A 393-nucleotide genomic window follows, 5' to 3' on the forward strand; every position below is an offset into this window, starting at 1 on the left:
TCACGCGCACCAGATGAGGAGACGTAAACCGCGCCGTCCGCTTCCCGGCTTTCTGCAAAACCGCATCGAGAAACGAGCAGACCGACCCTTTTCCATTTGTTCCGGCTACATGTACGATTCTTTCCTCCTGCGGCAATGCATTCAGGTATGAAAGCATCCTGCGAAGCCCCTCCGCCGTATGTTTTTCACTGGTAAATTTCGGTATCTCATTCAGATATGCATCTGCCGCTTCTACCGTCCATTCTTCTTGTCTCATGGCATGAAATATCCTTTCCTGGAAAACGGAAGCGGCAGTACGAACTCTGCCGTCTGCCGCCTTGTCTTTTGTATGTTATTATTTTATATCATTTGCGGAGATCGTGCAAGTGGTTATATGGAATAAAGGCTGTACCT

1 pseudogene is annotated in these 393 nt (G+C 48.3%); it reads right to left on the bottom strand.

The window, feature by feature from the left end:
* A pseudogene (locus tag QVO97_RS00940) lies at nt 1–256 on the bottom strand (bifunctional folylpolyglutamate synthase/dihydrofolate synthase); the annotation flags it as partial.
* Between the last annotated feature and the right edge of the window lie 137 nt (nt 257–393).

Origin of the sequence: Clostridium sp. CAG:43, assembly GCF_000434655.1 — a bacterium.
Taxonomy (GTDB): domain Bacteria; phylum Bacillota; class Clostridia; order Lachnospirales; family Lachnospiraceae; genus Otoolea; species Otoolea fessa.